Annotated in this window: 9 protein-coding genes; 3 read left to right on the forward strand and 6 right to left on the reverse strand. The window is 68.0% G+C overall.

Features of this window, described 5'->3' with window-relative positions; translation table 11 throughout:
- The first annotated feature begins 19 nt into the window (after positions 1-19).
- Positions 20-2923, forward strand: a complete 2904-nt coding sequence (locus tag AC1XX3_RS03570) for a helix-turn-helix transcriptional regulator (protein ID WP_483319701.1) — start codon at positions 20-22, stop codon at positions 2921-2923.
- 127 nt (positions 2924-3050) lie between these two features.
- Here the strand turns inward: AC1XX3_RS03570 and AC1XX3_RS03575 are convergent, their stop codons facing one another.
- The 4 genes from AC1XX3_RS03575 to rplJ form a co-directional block, all read right to left on the reverse strand.
- Complete coding sequence (locus AC1XX3_RS03575; protein ID WP_483319702.1) at positions 3051-6905, reverse strand: DNA-directed RNA polymerase subunit beta'; 3855 nt, start codon at positions 6903-6905, stop codon at positions 3051-3053.
- 100 nt (positions 6906-7005) lie between these two features.
- Positions 7006-10485, reverse strand: a complete 3480-nt coding sequence (rpoB, locus tag AC1XX3_RS03580) for a DNA-directed RNA polymerase subunit beta (protein WP_483319703.1) — start codon at positions 10483-10485, stop codon at positions 7006-7008.
- Between the two features lie 391 nt (positions 10486-10876).
- Entirely contained in the window at positions 10877-11269 is a 393-nt protein-coding gene (gene rplL, locus AC1XX3_RS03585) for a 50S ribosomal protein L7/L12 (RefSeq protein ID WP_483319704.1), read from the reverse strand.
- Between the two features lie 67 nt (positions 11270-11336).
- Positions 11337-12056: a 50S ribosomal protein L10 gene (gene rplJ, locus AC1XX3_RS03590; RefSeq protein ID WP_483319705.1), complete on the reverse strand. Its 720-nt coding sequence runs from the start codon at positions 12054-12056 to the stop codon at positions 11337-11339.
- A 470-nt stretch (positions 12057-12526) separates the two neighbouring features.
- Here rplJ and AC1XX3_RS03595 point away from each other — a divergent pair, with 470 nt between their 5' ends.
- Both AC1XX3_RS03595 and AC1XX3_RS03600 read left to right on the forward strand, forming a co-directional pair.
- A complete protein-coding gene (locus tag AC1XX3_RS03595; protein WP_483319706.1) occupies positions 12527-13474 on the forward strand; it encodes a C40 family peptidase in 948 nt (315 codons plus the stop codon).
- Positions 13475-13585: 111 nt separating this feature from the next.
- Positions 13586-14098 carry a GNAT family N-acetyltransferase gene (locus AC1XX3_RS03600; RefSeq protein WP_483319707.1) on the forward strand — a complete coding sequence of 171 codons (513 nt, stop codon included), beginning with the start codon at positions 13586-13588 and terminating at the stop codon, positions 14096-14098.
- Here the strand turns inward: AC1XX3_RS03600 and AC1XX3_RS03605 are convergent.
- Together AC1XX3_RS03605 and rplA are read right to left on the reverse strand one after the other, a co-directional pair.
- Positions 14086-14898, reverse strand: coding sequence for a DMT family protein (locus tag AC1XX3_RS03605; protein WP_483319708.1), 813 nt, complete (start codon positions 14896-14898; stop codon positions 14086-14088). The two genes, AC1XX3_RS03600 and AC1XX3_RS03605, sit on opposite strands and share 13 nt — an antisense overlap.
- Positions 14899-15042: 144 nt before the next feature.
- On the reverse strand, positions 15043-15744 hold the full coding sequence (gene rplA, locus AC1XX3_RS03610; protein WP_483319709.1) for a 50S ribosomal protein L1: 702 nt from the start codon (positions 15742-15744) through the stop codon (positions 15043-15045).
- Positions 15745-15813: the final 69 nt, after the last annotated feature.

The following is a 15813-nucleotide window of genomic DNA, read 5'->3' on the forward strand; positions in this document are numbered from 1 at the left end:
CTCGGCCACAATGAGGCACGTGTCGCCTCCCTTCGCCACCGTGCCGATGATCGGCCGGGCCGACGAGCTGCGCCGACTCGCGGAGCTGGCCGGCGTGACCGCGTCGCCGCAGCCGGCGACGGTGCTGCTGGCCGGCGACGCCGGCATCGGGAAAACCCGGTTGCTGGCGGCGCTGGCCGACCGGGCCCGACGCGCCGGGTGGCAGGTGGCCACCGGGCACTGCATCGACCTCGGCGGCAGTCCGCTGCCTTATCTGCCGTTCAGTGAGCTGGTGGGCAGGCTGGAGGCGTCGCGGCCGCAGCGACTGGCCGGACTGGTGGAGGCCTACCCCGCCCTGCAGCGGCTGGTGCCACGGCAGCGGCGCGCGATCGTGGCCGCCGATCCGATGGACCGAGGGTCACTGTTCGAGGCGGTGCACTCAGCGCTCGAGGACCTCGGCTCCGAGCGGCCGGTGCTGGTCGTGCTGGAGGACCTGCACTGGGCCGACCAGTCGACCTGTGACCTGCTGAGCTATCTGTTCGCTCGCCGGTTCGAGGCGCCGGTGTCGCTGGTCGCCACCTACCGCAGCGATGACCTGCACCGCCGGCACCCGCTGCGCACCATCGCCGCCAACTGGAGCCGGCTGCCCGGGGTGGGACGGCTGGAGCTGACCCCGCTGCCCGACGCCGCGGTCCGGCATCTGGTGACGGCACTGCACCCTGCGCCGCTGCGGGAGGAGCAGGTACGCACCGTGGTGGAGCGCGCCGACGGCAACGCCTTCTTCACCGAGGAGCTGGTGGCAGCCACCGCTTTCGGCCCGTCCGCCCTCCCCCGCGACCTGGCCGGACTGCTCTTGGTCCGGCTGGACCAGCTGGATCCCGACACCCGGCAGGTTGTTCGCGCGGCCTCGGTCGCCGGCCGCACGGTGCACGACGCGGTGCTGGCCGCGGTGTCCGGGCTGGATCGGCCCCGGTTCGAAGCCGCCGTCCGGACCGCGATCGAGTTCAACGTGCTGGTGCCCGACGGCGCGTCGTACGCCTTCCGGCACGCGATGCTGGCCGAGGCGGTGTATGAGGACCTGCTGCCCGGCGAGCGGGAACGGCTGCACGCCAGCTATGTCGCCATGCTCACCCTGGCCGGCTCGGTGGGCACCGCTGCGCATCTGGCGCGGCACGCGTTCGCGGCCGGCGACCACGTCACCGCCTATCGGTCGAGTGTGCTGGCCGGGGACGAGGCCATCTCGGTGGCCGGGCCGGACGAGGCGCTGCAGCACTACGAGCTGGCCATGGATGTCCTGGGCGGCTCGGCTCGGGTGACCCCGGAGCCTGACAACGACCTCGTCCACCTGACGGAGAAGGCAGCTGCCGCTGCCGCGGCGGCCGGACTGCTGCAGAAGGCCATCGACCTGGTCCAACAGCGACTCGATCGGATCCCTGCGGACGCACCGGCCGAGCATCGAGCCCGCCTGCTGGTGGCCCTCGCGACCGCCGCGCTGCTCACCGGCACCACGATCGACATCACGGCAGCGACCACGGAGGCGGTCGCACTGGTGCCGGACGAGCCGACGCCGCTGCGCTGCCGCACCATCGCCACCCATGCTCAGGCTCTGGCCGACCGGCATCGAGACGAAGATGCCATCCGCTGGGGCGACGAGGCGGTGGCGCTGGCCCGGCAGCTAGGTCTGACCGATCTGGCCGGGCAGGTGGAGACGGCGCTGGCCCGCGTCCGGGAGCGGGGCGGCGACGCCGAGGAGTCCCGCCGGATGCTCGAGCGGGTCGTCGCCGAGGCCCGGGCAGCCGGTGACCCGGCCGAGCTCCGAGCCCTGCACCACCTCGCCGGCCTGCACTACGAACGGGGCGATCTGCCCACCGCGCTCGAGGTATACCGCCAGGCCGCGCACCGCAGCGCCGATCTCGGTCGCCCGTATGCGCCGTACGGGATCGACTCCCGGATGCTCGCCGGTCTGGTGGCCTATCAGCTGGGCCGCTGGGACGAGGCGACGGCGATCGTCGACAGCACCGGCGAGTCCCCACCCCCGCTGGCCGAAGCCGCCCTGCTCAGCATCCAGCTGCAGCTGGCGGCCGGCCGGGGCGAGACCGCTCGCGCCGGGTTGCTGGACCGCATCCGGCCGCAGTGGAGCACCGACGGCATGGTGGCCATCGCCAGTGCCGGTGCCATGATCGACCTGTGGGGCGACGCGGGCGATCTCGACCGGGCGATCGCGGTGCACGACGAGGTCGTCCGGGAGGTCGGCGAGCTCTGGTGGATGACCGACTTCCAGGCCCGGATCCGACTGAGCGCCCTGCTGATCGGTCAGTTCGGCCGGGCGATCCAGACGGTGGACGCGCAGCGTCGGCTGGAGCTGCTGGATCGGGCCACGGTCCTGGCCGGGGCGGCCGACCGGGCCGAGGCGATGGGCCGTCGCCGCAACCATCGCGGGCCGGAGAGCCAGGCCTGGCTGGCCCGGGTGCAGGCCGAGCTGTTGCACCTGCGGTGGCGGGTGGGCGCCGAGGCCGTCGATCGTTCGGCCCTGCGTGAGGCCTGGCAGCGCACGGTCGAACAGTTCGACCGCTACGGTCACCGCTTCGAGCAGGCGCGCTCACTGGCCCGCTACGCCGACGTGCTGCGCGCCGACGGCCGGGCGGCCGAAGCGAGCGCGGCCAGCCGCGACGCTCGGGCGGTGGCCACCGAGCTTCGTGCCGGGCCGCTGCTGGCCGAGCTGGGCGACGCCGCCCCGCCCGCCGGCGGGCTGCTCACCCCGCGCGAACACCAGGTGCTCACGCTGGTCGCGGCGGGGCGCAGCAACCGCGAGATCGGCCAGAGCCTGTTCATCTCCACCAAGACGGCCTCGGTGCACGTGTCCAACATCTTGGCCAAGCTCGGGGCCGGCGGTCGCACCGAGGCCGCCGCGATCGCACGCGGTCGCGGGCTGCTGGACACCTAGCCCCGCCCGGGGGCGTCGCGCGCTACGCATGGCGGTGTTCGGACCGCCAACGCCACAGGGGCGGGTCCGGCGAACCGGTCCCGCCCCTGTGGGCTGTCCTGCTGAGCACTGCCTGGTGCGGTGCTACCTAGCGGTAGTCGCCCAGGTCGAACTCCTCGAGCGGCACGGCCGCACCCGACCCCTGACCGAAGTCATAGTCGAACGGGTCGTAACCCACCATCGAGTAGGCCTGAGCCTTGGCTTCCGCCGTGGCCTCGACCCGGATGTTGCGATAACGCTCCAGGCCGGTGCCGGCCGGGATCAGCTTGCCGAGGATCACGTTCTCCTTCAGGCCCACCAGGCTGTCCGACTTGCCGTGGATGGCGGCGTCGGTCAAGACCTTGGTGGTCTCCTGGAAGGACGCTGCCGACAACCACGACTCGGTGGCCAGCGACGCCTTGGTGATGCCCATCAGGACCGGACGACCCGAGGCCGGGGTGCCGCCCTCGGAGACGACCTTGCGGTTCTGCCCCTCGTAGGTGAGCCGGTCGACCAGGTCGCCCGCCAGCAGGTTCGAGTCGCCGGACTCGATCACGGTCACCCGGCGCAGCATCTGCCGGATGATGATCTCGATGTGCTTGTCGTGGATCGGCGCACCCTGCGTGCGGTACACCGACTGGACCTCGTCCACCAGGTGCTCCTGCACCTTGCGGACACCCAACACCCGGAGCACGTCCTGCGGGTCCGGCGTACCGGCGGTGAGCTGCTGCCCGACGGCGACATGGTCGCCGTCCTCCACCAGCAACCGGGCACGACGGCTGACCGTGAACTCGGCCTCCTCAGACCCGTCGTCGGGGACGACGATGATCTTCTTGAGACGGTCCGCATCCTCGATCTGCACCCGACCGGCAGCCTCCGAGATCGGAGCCTTGCCCTTCGGCTGGCGAGCCTCGAAGAGCTCGACCACACGCGGCAGACCCTGGGTGATGTCGTCACCGGCCACACCACCGGTGTGGAAGGTACGCATCGTCAGCTGGGTGCCGGGCTCACCGATGGACTGGGCGGCGACGATGCCGACGGCCTCGCCGACGTCGACCAGCTTGCCGCTGGCCAGCGAACGCCCGTAGCACATGGCGCAGGTGCCGGTAACGGCCTCACAGGTGAGGACGCTGCGGACCTTGACCGTGGTGACACCCGCGTCGACGAGCAGCGCGATGTTGACGTCACCCAGGTCGACCCCGGCGGCCAGCAGGACGTTGCCGTCCGAGTCCAGCACGTCGGTGGCCAGCGAGCGGGCGTAGACGGCGGTCTCGACGTGCTCATCGAGCACGATCTTGCCGTTCTCCTCGACACCGATGGTCTTGGTCAGACCACGCTCGGTGCCACAGTCCTCTTCGCGGATGATCACGTCCTGGCTGACGTCGACCAGACGACGGGTCAGATAACCCGAGTCGGCCGTCCGCAGCGCGGTGTCCGCCTGACCCTTCCGCCCACCGTGGGTGGAGATGAAGTACTCCAGGACCGAGAGGCCCTCACGGAAGTTGGACTTGATCGGGCGGGCGATGATCTCGCCCTTCGGGTTCACCACGAGGCCACGCATAGCGGCGATCTGGCGCATCTGCACCATGTTTCCGCGGGCACCGGAGTGGACCATCATGTAGATCGGGTTGGTCTTGGAGAAGTTGGCCTCCATCGCCGCACCGAGTCGCGAGGTCGCATCCGTCCAGATCTCGATGAGCTCTTGGCGACGCTCGTCGGAGGTGATCAGACCGCGCTCGTACTGCTTGTCGATCTTGTTCGCGCGGTCCTCATATCCAGCCAGGATCTGCGGCTTGTCCGCCGGGGTGGTGACGTCGCCGATGGACACGGTCACGCCGGACCGGGTGGCCCAGTGGAAACCGAGGTCCTTCAGCGCGTCCAGGCAGAAGGCCACCTCGACCTTCGGGTAGCGCTCGGCCAGGTCGTTGACAATCTGACCCAGCTGCTTCTTGCCCACCTCGTAGTCGGCGTACGGGTAGTCCGCCGGCAGCGCCTCGTTGAACAGCGCCCGACCCAGGGTGGTCTCGAACACGATCGCACCGCGGTCGTTGAGCTCGAAACCGGCGGGCGGGACGATGTCGGTCAGCCGCAGCTTGATCTTCGCCTGGACCGACAGCTCCTTGCGGTCGAAGGCCATCAGGGCCTCGGAGACGCTACCGAACGCACGGCCTTCGCCGTTGGCGCCGTCCACCTGCATGGTGAGGAAGTAGTGGCCGATGATCATGTCCTGGGTGGGCATGGTCACGGGTCGACCGTCGGCGGGCTTCAAGATGTTGTTGGTCGACAGCATCAGGATGCGGGCCTCGGCCTGCGCCTCCGCGCTCAGCGGCAGGTGCACAGCCATCTGGTCACCGTCGAAGTCGGCGTTGAACGCCGTGCAGACGAGCGGGTGGATCTGGATGGCCTTGCCCTCGATGAGCTGCGGCTCGAACGCCTGGATACCCAGACGGTGCAGGGTGGGTGCGCGGTTCAGCAGCACCGGGTGCTCGGAGATGACCTCTTCGAGGACGTCCCACACCACGGGGCGCTGACGCTCCACCATGCGCTTGGCCGACTTGATGTTCTGCGCGTGGTTCAGGTCGTCGAGCCGCTTCATCACGAACGGCTTGAACAGCTCCAGCGCCATCGCCTTCGGCAGACCGCATTGGTGCAGCTTGAGCTGCGGGCCGACGACGATGACCGAACGGCCGGAGTAGTCGACGCGCTTGCCGAGCAGGTTCTGGCGGAACCGGCCCTGCTTGCCCTTCAGCATGTCCGAGATGGACTTCAGCGGCCGGTTGCCCGGACCGGTGACCGGACGGCCACGACGGCCGTTGTCGAACAGCGAGTCCACAGCCTCCTGGAGCATCCGCTTCTCGTTGTTCACGATGATCTCGGGTGCACCGAGGTCGAGCAGGCGCTTCAGCCGGTTGTTGCGGTTGATCACGCGGCGGTACAGGTCGTTCAGGTCCGACGTCGCGAACCGGCCACCGTCGAGCTGCACCATCGGACGCAGGTCCGGCGGGATCACCGGGACGCAGTCCAGCACCATGCCGGTCGGGCTGTTCTTGGTGGTGAGGAACGCCGAGACGACCTTCAGCCGCTTCAGGGCCCGGGTCTTGCGCTGCCCCTTGCCGGTCTGGATGGTCTCCTTCAGCGACTCGGCCTCAGCCTCGAGGTCGAAGGTCTGCAGCCGCTTCTGGATCGCGTCGGCGCCCATCGAACCCGCGAAGTACTTGCCGAAGCGGGTCTTCATCTCGCGGTAGAGGATCTCGTCGCCCTCGAGGTCTTGGACCTTGAGGTTCTTGAACCGGGTCCAGACGGCGTCGAGGCGGTCCAGCTCACGCTGGGCGCGGTCGCGCAGCTGCTTGACCTCACGCTCGGCACCTTCACGGACCTTGCGCTTGACGTCGGCCTTGGCACCCTCGGCCTCGAGCGCGGCGGTGTCGTCCTCGAGCTTCTTCATCCGGTTCTCGATGTCGGAGTCCCGGCGGGTCTCGAGCTGCTTGCGCTCGACGTCGATCTTCGCCTCGAGCGAGGACAGGTCGCGGTGACGCGCCTCCTCGTCGACGCTGGTGATCATGTACGCAGCGAAGTAGATGACCTTCTCCAGGTCCTTCGGCGCGATGTCGAGCAGATAGCCCAAGCGCGAGGGGACGCCCTTGAAGTACCAGATGTGGGTGACCGGGGCGGCGAGCTCGATGTGGCCCATCCGCTCACGACGCACCTTGGAGCGGGTCACCTCGACACCACAGCGCTCGCAGATGATGCCCTTGAAGCGGACGCGCTTGTACTTGCCGCAGTAGCACTCCCAGTCCCGGGTGGGACCGAAGATCTTCTCGCAGAACAGTCCGTCACGCTCGGGCTTGAGCGTGCGGTAGTTGATGGTCTCCGGCTTCTTCACTTCACCGTGTGACCATTGACGGATCTCGTCAGCCGTTGCCAGGCCGATGCGGATCTCGTCGAAGAAGTTCACGTCGAGCACGTTGTCTGTCTTCTCTCTCTAATGAATCTAGGTACCTGCGATGACTGAGACCCGACCGGCCGGGCGGCGCCGAGACGCTGCCCGACCGATCGGAACGTGCTCAGACTTCTTCGACGCCCAGCGACTCGCCGGGACGACGTGACAGGTCGATGCCGAACTCGTCGGACGACCGGTAGTTGTCGTCGTCGGAGTCGCGCAGCTCCACCTCGGTGCCATCGGAGGAAAGCACCTCAACGTTCAGGCAGAGGGACTTCATCTCCTTCACCAGCACCTTGAAGGACTCCGGGATCCCGGGTTCGGGGATGTTCTCGCCCTTGACGATGGCCTCGTAGACCTTCACCCGGCCGGGTACGTCGTCGGACTTGATGGTGAGCAGCTCCTGCAGTGCCCAGGCGGCACCGTAGGCCTCGAGCGCCCACACCTCCATCTCGCCGAACCGCTGGCCACCGAACTGGGCCTTACCGCCCAGCGGCTGCTGCGTGATCATCGAGTACGGACCGGTCGAGCGAGCGTGGATCTTGTCGTCGACCAGGTGGTGGAGCTTCAGCATGTAGATGTAGCCCACACCGACCGCGTCCGGGAACGGCTCGCCGGAGCGACCGTCGAACAGCCGCGCCTTGCCGTCGCTGTTCACCAGGCGGACACCGTCGCGCGTCTTCAAGGTGTTGCCCAGCAGACCGGTGATCTCCTCCTCGGTGGCGCCGTCGAAGACGGGCGTCGCGAGGCGGGTGTTGCCATCGACATGACCGACACCGACGTCACGCAGTCGGGCAGCCCACTCGCCCTCGACGCCTTCGAGGTCCCAGCCGGTCTTGGCCACCCACCCGAGGTGGGTCTCCAGCACCTGACCGACGTTCATCCGGCTCGGCACACCCAGCGGGTTCAACACGATGTCGACCGGAGTCCCGTCCTCCAGGAACGGCATGTCCTCGATCGGCAGGATCTTGGAGATGACGCCCTTGTTGCCGTGACGGCCGGCGAGCTTGTCACCGTTGGAGATCTTCCGCTTCTGGGCCACGTACACGCGGACCAGCTGGTTGACGCCCGGGGACAGCTCGTCGTCGCCGTCGCGGTCGAAGACCCGGACACCGATGACGGTGCCGGACTCGCCGTGCGGGACCTTGAGTGAGGTGTCGCGGACCTCGCGGGCCTTCTCACCGAAGATCGCCCGGAGCAGCCGCTCCTCCGGGGTCAGCTCGGTCTCACCCTTGGGCGTGACCTTGCCGACCAGGATGTCGCCGGTGCTGACCTCGGCACCGATGCGGATGATGCCCCGCTCATCCAGGTCAGCCAGCATCTCCTCGCTGACGTTCGGGATGTCGCGGGTGATCTCCTCCGCACCCAGCTTGGTGTCACGGGCGTCAACCTCGTGCTCCTCGATGTGGATCGAGGTGAGGATGTCGTCCTGGACCACCCGCTGGCTGAGGATGATCGCGTCCTCGTAGTTGTGACCCTCCCACGGCATGAACGCCACCAGCAGGTTGCGCCCCAGTGCCATCTCGCCGCCATCGGTGCACGGACCGTCGGCCAGCGGAGTGCCGACCTCGACCCGCTGACCGGCAGCGACCAGCGGACGCTGGTTGATGCAGGTGCCCTGGTTCGACCGACGGAACTTGCTCAGCCGGTAGGTGCGGTAGGTGCCGTCGTCGTGAGCGATCTCGACCAGGTCGGCGCTCACCGAGGTGACCACACCGGGCTGGGCGGCGACGGTCACGTCACCGGCGTCGACAGCTCCGCGGTATTCCATCCCGGTGCCCACGAAGGGGGCGTCGGAACGGATCAGCGGCACAGCCTGACGCTGCATGTTCGAGCCCATCAACGCACGGGAGGCGTCGTCGTGCTCGAGGAAGGGGATCATCGCGGTCGCGACCGACACCATCTGCCGCGGCGAGACGTCCATGTAGTGCACGTCGGACGGCGGGACCGTGTCGACGTCACCGTGGCGCTTGCGGACCAGCACCCGCTCCTCGGAGAACCGGAAGTTCTCGTCGAGCTTGGCGTTGGCCTGCGCGGTGATGTAGCGGTCCTCCTCGTCGGCGGTGAGGTAGTCGATCTGGTCGGTGACGACCCCGTCGACAACCTTGCGGTACGGCGTCTCGACGAAGCCGAAGGCGTTCACCCGGGCGAAGGAGGCGAGCGAGCCGATCAGGCCGATGTTCGGGCCTTCCGGGGTCTCGATCGGGCACATCCGGCCGTAGTGCGACGGGTGGACGTCACGGACCTCCATGCCGGCGCGGTCACGAGACAGACCACCCGGGCCGAGCGCCGACAGGCGACGCTTGTGGGTCAGACCGGCGATCGGGTTGGTCTGGTCCATGAACTGGCTCAGCTGCGAGGTGCCGAAGAACTCCTTCAGCGCCGCGACGACGGGCCGGATGTTGATCAGCGTCTGCGGCGTGATGGCCTCGACGTCCTGGGTCGTCATCCGGTCACGAACCACGCGCTCCATCCGGCCGAGTCCGGTGCGCAGCTGGTTCTGGATCAGCTCGCCCACCGTACGCAGCCGGCGGTTGCCGAAGTGGTCGATGTCGTCTTCCTCGACCACCAGCTCACCGCGCGGGGCGTCGAGGGTCTCTTTGCCCTCGTGCAGCGCGACGACGAAGCGGATGGCGGCGACGATGTCGTCGATGGTGAGGACCTGGGTGTCGAACGGCTGCTCGAGGCCCAGCTTCTTGTTGATCTTGTAACGACCGACCTTGGCCAGGTCGTAACGCTTCGGGTTGAAGTAGTAGTTCTCCAACAGCGCCTGCGCAGCCTCACGCGTCGGCGGCTCGCCCGGACGCAGCTTGCGGTAGATGTCGAGCAGCGCCTCGTCCTGGGTCGAGGTGTGGTCCTTCTCCAGGGTCAGCCGGATCGACTCGTACTCGCCGAACTCCTCCAGGATCTGCGCATCCGTCCAGCCGAGCGCCTTGAGCAGGACGGTCACGTTCTGCTTGCGCTTGCGGTCCAGCCGGACACCGACCATGTCGCGCTTGTCGATCTCGAACTCCAGCCACGCACCGCGCGACGGGATCACCTTGCAGGTGAAGATGTCCTTGTCGGAGGTCTTGTCGGTGGTCTGCTCGAAGTAGACACCGGGCGAACGGACCAGCTGCGACACCACGACACGCTCGGTGCCGTTGATGACGAACGTGCCCTTGTCGGTCATCAGCGGGAAGTCGCCCATGAAGACCGTCTGGCTCTTGATCTCGCCAGTCTCGTTGTTCATGAACTCCGCGGTGACGAACAACGGCGCGGCGTAGGTGACGTCGCGCTCCTTGCACTCATCCACGGTGTTCTTCGGCGGCTCGAAACGGTGGTCGCGGAACGACAGCGACATCGTGCCGGAGAAGTCCTCGATCGGCGAGATCTCTTCGAAGATCTCCTCCAGACCGGACTTCGTGTTCACATCGGTACGGCCTTCGGCCAACGCGGCGTCGACGCCGCTGCGCCAAACGTCGTTACCGATCAGCCAGTCGAAGGAGTCGATCTGCAGGTCCAGCAGATCAGGGACCTCCATCGGTTCGGCGATCTTGGCAAACGAGATACGACCAGTGGAGGAGATGATTTTGTTCTTTGAGGCGGTGCGCGAGGCGGCCAACAGTGGGTCCTTCCGAGGGCTCGCGGGCGGTTGTTGCGAATGCTTCTGCGCATGGTGAACGGCCCGTGTCAAGCGAAACGGGTCGACAATTCTGCGAGGGCAAACCCCCACTATACGTATTGGATCGCAAGTTGTAAACCCCGCGCGCACGCCGAGGAGAGCGGGCCCAGAGACTTCGCACCGCTTGGCGATGAGCATACCCCGGCCGGTGACCCTGCGGTGGCGCAACGACACCCAGTTGTGACCAACTTATTGCGGTCGGGTCGTGCCACCTCGCCCCACCTGCGCCGACGCCCTCCTGCGCTGACGCCCACCTGGGCCGAGGGCCAGGAAACGACGAACGGCGGGCTCCCCGAAGGGAACCCGCCGCCGGCGGTGAGATCTGGCTAGCTCACTTGTAGGACACGGTGGCGCCAGCGCCCTCGAGGGCAGCCTTGGCCTTGTCCGCGGTCTCCTTGTTGACCTTCTCCAGGACAGCCTTGGGGGCGGCCTCGACGAGCTCCTTGGCCTCCTTGAGACCGAGGCTGGTGAGGGTACGCACCTCCTTGATGACCTGGATCTTCTTGTCGCCGGCTGCCTCGAGGATGACGTCGACCTCGTCGCTCGCCTCTTCCTCTTCAGCAGCGCCACCGGCGCCACCGGCGGCCGGAGCGGCGGCCACGGCCACCGGAGCGGCGGCGGTCACGCCGAAGGTCTCTTCGAATTCCTTCACGAACTCGCTGAGCTCGATCAGGGTCAGTTCCTTGAACGCGTCAAGGAGCTCTGCAGTGCTGAGCTTCGCCATGGTGGCGGTCCTTCCTTCTTGGATTACGCAGCGTGTCGCGGCGGCGCCGCGGCAGCAAGGGTGCTGCTTAAGGGGTTGAGTCCTCCGCAGCAGGCGCTGCCTCGGTTGCCTCGGCAGCGGTAGCTGCGTCGGTTGCCTCGGCAGCGGTAGCTGCGTCGGCCTCGGCAGCGGGTGCTGCCTCGTTACCCGCCGCGTTCGCGGCAGGCTCGTCGTTCGTCGGCTCCTGGGCCTGCTCGTCGGCCGGCGCACCAGCGCCGGCGATCAGAGCGGGGTTCTCACCGGCAGCGGTCTCGAGGGCACCCAGCACACGGGCGGCCTGCGAAAGCGGAGCGGCGAGCAGGGAGACGGCCTGCTGCAGGGTTCCCTGCATGGCGCCGGCCATCTTGGCCAAGAGGACCTCGCGCGACTCGAGGTCGGCGAGCTTCTTGACGTCGTCGGCATCCAGGAACTTTCCGTCCAGGACACCGCCCTTGATCACCAGAAGCGGGTTGGCCCTGGCGAAGTCACGCAGACTCTTCGCGACGGTGACCGGGTCCCCGTCGATGAAGGTGATCGCGGTCGGGCCAACGAGGCTTTCCTCGATGCCCTCGACGCCCGCTTCGCGGGCAGCGATCGTGGTGAGCGTGTTCTTCGACACGGCGTAGGTGGCGTCGTCACCGAGCGAGCGGCGCAGGTTCTTCAGCGCTGCCACGGTGAGTCCGCGGTACTCAGTCAGCACAACACCCGCGGAGTTGGTGAACTTGTCAGCCAACTCGGCGACCGTAGCTGCCTTGTCCGGCCTCGCCATAGTCTCCTCCACTTCTACTTCGTGCTACTTGTGTAGCCACACCGAAGCACTGGCACAGACGCGAGGGAACGGTCCCGGGGCAAACAAAAAGCCCCGGCGCACAGGCGTCACGGGGCGAAGACAGACCTCAGTCTGAAACTTTGTCGCGATCACCTGCGCGGGCCATTCCGGACGGAATCTTCGGGCGAGCCTGGGCTCGACCAACCAGCGGTCTTCGGCACCGATGAGACTACCCGCCGACCGGAGTACGGCCAAATCGTGGCCGCGGCGTCCCTCCCCCAGACCCGCCTGGGCGGGTGTCGTTGAACCTTGTAGCACATCCTGGGGCGATTCTGTGACCTTTTGCTTGAAAAGTATCGGTTTGATAACGTCCGATCGCCGGCCCGGGAAGTCGGTGCAACACACCGGTCACGCGACACCTCGTCGTCTCACTCCAGGACCGGTCGCCTAACTCCTAGGGGGAGCCAAGCATGCGGAGAATCCTCAAGAGTGTGGTCGCACTCGCTGCCGGACTGGCGCTGACCTTGACGGTCGCGATCGGTACGGAGCTTCCGGCCAACGCAGCATCGGGCTGCAACGTCACTCTCAAGTCCTACGGCACCGTGAAGTCGGGTAGCCGCGGGGCCAAGGCCAAAGCCGCCCAGTGCCTACTTCGGTCGGCCGGCTACTCGGTCAAGGCAGACGGCAGCTTCTCCTCCGGCGACGCTCGCAAGGTCAAGTCCTTCCAGCGTTCAAAGAAGCTCAGCCAGTCCGGACGTGTCGACAAGGCCACCTGGACGGCGCTGCTGTCTCGTGGGTCCAAGCCCAGCCTGTCGTACGGCGACTCCGGTACGTCGGTCAAGCGGCTGCAGCGGTCGCTGACCGCTTCGGGCCGCAAGGTGCCGGCCACCGGCTACTACGGCTCCATCACCCGCGACGCGGTGAAGTCGCTGCAGCGCAGCCAGGGCTGGAAGGCCACCGGCAAGGCGACCTCGGGCGTCTGGAAGGCACTGCAGTCCGGCGCGAAGTCGAAGGTCAGCAAGCCCAAGGCTGCTCCGGCCAAGAAGAAGGCCACCAAGAAGTCGAGCTCCGGCAAGGGCGCCAAGGCGGTTGCCTTCGCCAAGAAGCAGCTGGGTGACTCCTACCGCTACGGCGGCACGGGACCGAACTCGTGGGACTGCTCCGGTCTGACCGGCGGTTCGTGGAAGGCGGCGGGCGTCAAGCTGCCGCGTACCTCCCAGGCGCAGTACCGGGTCGGCAAGAAGGTCACCAAGTCGAACCTCAAGCCCGGTGACCTGGTCTTCTTCTACTCCGGCATCAGCCACGTGGCGATCTACGCCGGCGGCGGCAAAGTCATCCACGCCTCGCAGCCGGGTCGTCCGGTGTCCTACATCAAGATGAGCTACATGCCGTACCAGGGCGCTCGCCGCCCTGCCTGATCCCAGCTGCTGAGGTCGAACTCAGCCACGGGTCGTCTGAACGGGCGCGCTCCCCTGCTGAGGGGGCGCGCCCGTTTCGGCGTCCAGCCGGGCGATGGGTACGCTGCCGAGGTGACGTCCGCCCTCCCCCCACTGCCGCCGGCCATCCGCCCGGCCACCGAGGACGACGCCGCCGACATCTTCCGGCTGGTCACCGAGCTGGCGTGCTACGAGCGGGCCGCGGACCAGGTGAAGACCACCGAGGCGCAGCTGCGGGAGGCGCTGTTCGGCCCCGACCCGGCCGTGTACGCCCTGGTGGCGACCAGCGGCGGTGCCGTGGTCGGTTTCGCGGTCTGGTTCCTCAGCTTCTCCACCTGGGAGGGCGTCCACGGGATCTATCTCGAGGACCTCTACGTGCAGCCCGAGCACCGGTCCACCGGCCTGGGCAAGGCGCTGCTGCGCAGTCTGGCCGCGATCGCCGTCCACCGGGGCTACGCCCGGGTGGAATGGTCGGTGCTGGACTGGAACACCCCCGCGATCGACTTCTACCAGGCGTTGGGCGCGGTCGGCATGCAGGACTGGACCGTCAATCGGCTGAGCGGCGCCGCCCTTACCGCCCTCGCCGGGCCGAGCTACTCCGCGTAACGCGTCAGGCCGACCGTCCCGGCCACCGCCAGCCCGAAGCCCGCCAGAGCGTACGCCTCCAGCCCGGAGTGCACGGTGTCACCGAACAGCGCCAGCCCGAGTGCCGAGGGGACCACCATCTCGACCACGAAGGTGACAGCGCTGACCGACGTCACCGCACCGCGCTGGAGGGCCAAGGCGAAGCAGCCGGTGCCCACGACGCCGTGGACGGCGATCGCCCAGATCAGCGGGCTGGCCAGCAGCGACCAGTTCAGCTCGGACAGGTCCACCCCGCGCGACGCCACGGCCACCCCGGTGAAGGCCAGCCCGGCGGCCAGGGCGAGCAGCAGGGCCGAGGACCGGTCGCGCAGCCGTACGGCCACCAGTGCGAGCGCGGTCGGCACCGCCGTGCTGAGCAGGATGACCCACTGCGACAGCTCCGACACCCGGATCGCGGTCTCGGGGTCCGCAGTCAGGCAGAGCAGCACCAGTCCGGCGCCGAGGACGGCCAGGCAGACCCAGTCGCGCCAGCCGAGCCGGTCCCCGCGGGCCACGGCGATGACAGCGGTGACCCCGACGCTGGCGGTCATGATGGACTGCACCAGAAACAGCGGGAGCGCCTGCAGCGCGAGCACGTTGGCCCCGAACGCCAGCGCGTCAACGCCCAGCCCGAGCAGATACGGCAACTGCGTCACAATCAGCCCCACCCCACCGAACCCGGCCACGTGGGCCGCCCGGCGGGCACCGACGGCCTGCAGCACCGATCCGACGCCGTAGCCGAGGCAGGCAGCGAAGGCCGCGAGCCAGCTCAGCCAGACCATCCCCGCTCCCCCCTCAGAACGCCGACGACCGGGCCGCGCATCCAAGGATGCGTGACCCGGTCGTTCGTGGCGCCATCGTCACCGAGACGAAGACCATCTCTCGCGCACCGCGGGGGCCGCGACGAGAAGGGGTTCCGGTTCGATCTACTCGGCGTCGGGCTTGACCTTGTTGGTGTCGATGTTGACGCCGGGGCCCATCGTGGTCGAGAGGGTGACCTTGCGCAGGTAGCGACCCTTGGAGCTGCTCGGCTTGAGCCGCAGCACCTCCTCGAGGGCGGCGAAGTAGTTCTGCGACAGCTGCTCGGGGCTGAACGACTTCTTGCCGATGATGAAGTGCAGGTTGGCGTGCCGGTCGACCCGGAACTCGATCTTGCCACCCTTGATGTCGGTCACGGCCTTGGCCACGTCGACGGTCACCGTGCCGGTCTTGGGGTTGGGCATCAGACCGCGCGGGCCGAGGACGCGACCCAGACGGCCCACCTTGCCCATCAGGTCCGGCGTCGCCACCACGGCGTCGAAGTCGAGGTAGCCGCCCATGACCTTGTCGATGAGCTCGTCGGAGCCGACCTCGTCGGCCCCGGCAGCCAGCGCCGCCTCTGCGCGGTCACCGGTGGCGAAGACGAGGACCCGTGCCGTCTTGCCGGTGCCGTTGGGGAGGTTGACGGTGCCGCGGACCATCTGGTCGGCCTTGCGGGGGTCGACCCCGAGGCGGATGGCCACGTCGACGGTCTCGTCGAACTTCGCCGTGCCGCCGCTCTTGGCCAAGGTGATGGCCTCGTCGGGCGCGTACAGCTTGTCGGCGTCGACCTTCTCGGCTGCTGCGTTGTATGCCTTGCTGCGCTTCATGACTGGTGTCCTTCGTTCGGGACGACCGGTGGGTCGTCGACCAGGTGTGGTGCGGACCGCGCAGGTCCT

It is taken from the genome of Microlunatus sp. M237, from assembly GCF_056896895.1.

Excerpts from the sequence above, each read along its gene's own strand:
- AC1XX3_RS03605 (WP_483319708.1), bottom strand. The coding sequence starts at position 14,898 with ATGGTCTGGCTGAGCTGGCTCGCGGCCTTCGCTGCCTGCCTCGGCTAC.
- AC1XX3_RS03595 (WP_483319706.1), top strand. The coding sequence starts at position 12,527 with ATGCGGAGAATCCTCAAGAGTGTGGTCGCACTCGCTGCCGGACTGGCG.
- rplL (WP_483319704.1), bottom strand. The coding sequence starts at position 11,269 with ATGGCGAAGCTCAGCACTGCAGAGCTCCTTGACGCGTTCAAGGAACTG.
- rplA (WP_483319709.1), bottom strand. The coding sequence starts at position 15,744 with ATGAAGCGCAGCAAGGCATACAACGCAGCAGCCGAGAAGGTCGACGCC.
- rplJ (WP_483319705.1), bottom strand. The coding sequence starts at position 12,056 with ATGGCGAGGCCGGACAAGGCAGCTACGGTCGCCGAGTTGGCTGACAAG.